The organism is Bifidobacterium kimbladii (assembly GCF_032193675.1).
In the GTDB taxonomy this organism is placed as follows: Bacteria; Actinomycetota; Actinomycetes; order Actinomycetales; family Bifidobacteriaceae; genus Bombiscardovia; species Bombiscardovia kimbladii.
The window spans coordinates 1-2,958 of record NZ_JASTZZ010000013.1 but is presented as its reverse complement, the minus strand read 5'-3'; the positions used below and the strand labels follow the sequence as shown (position 1 = coordinate 2,958).

Here is a 2,958-nt window from a genome sequence, read left to right as displayed (position 1 = left end):
GGGTGTCTTCACCCTGACCGGCGTATGCCGGTCGGTGGTTGTCCCGTCGCCGAGCCGGCCATTGCTGTTGTTTCCCCAGGCGTAGGCGTTGCCGTCGCTGCCCACGGCCAAGGAATGGCCCCTGGCGCTGACCTGCATGTAGGTGAAGTCCTTGGGCAGGTCCGGGTACGTGTTGCGGTCGGGTGTCTTCACCCTGACCGGCGTATGCCGGTCGGTGGTTGTCCCGTCGCCGAGCTGGCCATTGCTGTTGTCTCCCCAGGCGTAGGCGTTGCCGTCGCTGCCCAGTGCCAGCGAAGAATCGCCTACGGTGCTGACCTGCAGGTAGGTGAAGTCCTTGGGCAGGTCCGGGTACGTGTTGCGGTCGGGCGTCTTCACCCTGACTGGCGCAGTCCTTTGAGTGGTCGTCTCGTCGCCGAGCTGGCCGTGGTAGTTCCATCCCCAGGCGTAGGCGTTCCCGTCGCTGCCCACGGCCAGCGAATGCCACCCGTAGGCGCTGACCTGCAGGTAGGTGAAGTCCTTGGGCAGGTCCGGGTACGTGTTGCGGTCGGGCGTCTTCACTCTGACCGGCGTAGACCGGTTGGTGGTTGTCCCGTCGCCGAGCCGGCCATTGCTGTTGTCTCCCCAGGCGTAGGCGTTGCCGTCGCTGCCCAGGGCCAGCGAATAATCCAATCCGGTGCTGACCTGCAGGTAGGTGAAGTCCTTGGGCAGGTCCGGGTACGTGTTGCGGTCGGGCGTCTTCACTCTGACCGGCGTAGTCTGGGCGTTGTAGCTGGTTGTCCCGTTGCCGAGCTGGCCATTGACGTTGAGTCCCCAGGCGTAGGCGTTGCCGTCGCTGCCCACGGCCAGCGAATGAAGGTTTCCGGCGCTGACTTGCGCGTAGGTGAAATTCTTTGGCAGGTCCGGGTACGTCGTGCGGTCAGGCGTCCTCACCACGACCGGCGTGGCCTGCCTAGTGACCGTCCCGTTGCCGAGCTGGCCATAGTTGTTTTTTCCCCATGCGTAGGCGTTCCCGTCGCTGCCCACAGCCAAGGAATGACTGGATCCTCCGCTGATCTGGCTGAACCTGATGCCCCGGCTGGCGCTGTCAGGCGGGGTTATGGTGGTGGATTCCCTGCCCAGCTGGCTGCCCTTGTCGGGGCTGATGCTCCACGTGCTGTTCCGGCCTGCGGGCATCCACTTGGCGGTCAGGGTCAGATCCTTGGTGACAGGCCTGCTGAAATCGTAGGCGACCTGCCCGATGAACCACCCGTCGAACAGGAAGCCCTCACGCGTCGGATTAGGGGAGGGGCGCTTCACCCTGCCGTATGGGTATGACACCTGTTGAGGCTTGGGTGCCTGGCTTCCTCCGGCTGTATTGAATGTGACCGTGTGGGTGGAGCCTGGTTCCGCTTCTCTGGTTAGCGGCTGGTCGACCGTGTACTTCAGGCTCCTGGTGAAGGGCTGGCCGTCCTGCCTGCCAGCAATGACGAGGGAAACCGGCCCGGGCTTGTGGGCTGGAGCATCCGTCTGCCATGTGTCGTTCTTTTTGCTGAGTTTGAGCGGCTGGCCGTCCATGTTGGCTGATTCCAGGGTGGGCGCCTGTATGGTGTCGAGTTTGGCTGGCTCGCCTTGATTGCCTTGGGCGTCCAGGCTCCACGTGAAGATGTAGCCCTGCTTACTGATGGCAGTAATCTTTCTGCCGGCTTCGGCGGCCTGCGCGTAGGCCTGTCCCTGCTTGTCCGCTCGGATGGGCGTTTTGCCGGGCTTCCAGGCCCAGACGTGGCCGTCCGTATCAGTGATGATGGCCTGGTCATTGCCGGTGGTGATCCGGCTGGCCTGCACGCCGTCCGGCAGGCCGGCGGCTGTGGGACTGGTTGTGCTGTCGTCCAGGTACCGGGCCTGTCCCTTCGAATCCAGGAGCAGGAATCCTCTGCTGAGGGGTTGGGCTTGGACGGTGCGTGTGCCCGGGGCCTGTTTGACGCGTTCGGATTTGACGCTTCCGGTCTTGCCTGCGTCCCAGGTCCAGGCCTGCCCCGCTGCGTCCACGATGAGAACCCAGCTGTCGGAGGCGACGGCGGTGACGGCCCGCGTCTGTTCGGGCAGGCTTGTTGCAGCTTGCTCTTTGAGTTCTGGGTTCGGATTCTGGCCGACTGGATAGGCGTGGATCTGTCCTTGTCGGTCTACGGCCAGCAGCCGATCGCCGTTCATGCTGATGTTGGTGAACCCGGTGTTCTGGCTGTTGTCGAGGATGCTGGGAGTTGATTGTTGGCTGTTCCAGGTGTAGATGTGCTGGTCGGATCCTAAAGCTGCCTGCCATTGGCTGCCGGCTGCGGCTTGCAGGTAGTGGAACCCGTCGGGAGCCTGGGCAGGGAAGGGGACCTGTTCTGGTGTGTTGTCTTTCGTCCAGGTGTAGATGCGGCCGTCGCCGGTTAGGCTCACAACCTGGTCTCCTGCGGCTTGGACACTGACGTAGTAGGGTTCCTGCTTGTTGGGTGGGCTGATGGTCACTCGTGCGCCGGAAGCGGGTCCGTGGTTCGGGCTCAGCGTCCAGTCCGTGGTCTTGGTCCTCTTGGCTTCCAGGGTGGTGTCCTGCAGGATGGGGGTCTGAAAGTTGAAAGGCTGCCCATCATGAGTCCACCCGTCGAACCGGAAACCTTCACGCACTGGGTTCTGTTGCGGGGGAGTGGCGAGGGTGCCGGTTTTCACAGTCGCTTGGGTGGGCTTGCTGCCGTCGGCCAGTTCGAAGCGAACTGTATGCGAAGTCTGATCTTCTGTCTTTTCGGCTGATTTAGCTGGAGCGGAGTCTGTATTGTCAGGTGTTCCCGTCGTCGATGACGGGGTGCCCGAAGTTGGGTTTAATGGTGCGGTGGTTTGTATTGGCGATGGTGCGGGTAGTGGTGTGCTGGTTGCGTTGCTGGGGAGAGTGCCGGGGGTTCCGTCAGCTACGCGAGGGGTCTGACGACCCCCCCCCCCCGGTGA

General features: G+C 63.1%; 1 protein-coding gene. It reads right to left on the bottom strand.

Going from position 1 to position 2,958, the window contains the following annotated elements:
* Positions 1 to 2,958: RCC1 domain-containing protein (locus QRX41_RS08355; protein ID WP_396176811.1), on the bottom strand; the 2,958-nt coding region annotated here is incomplete at both ends.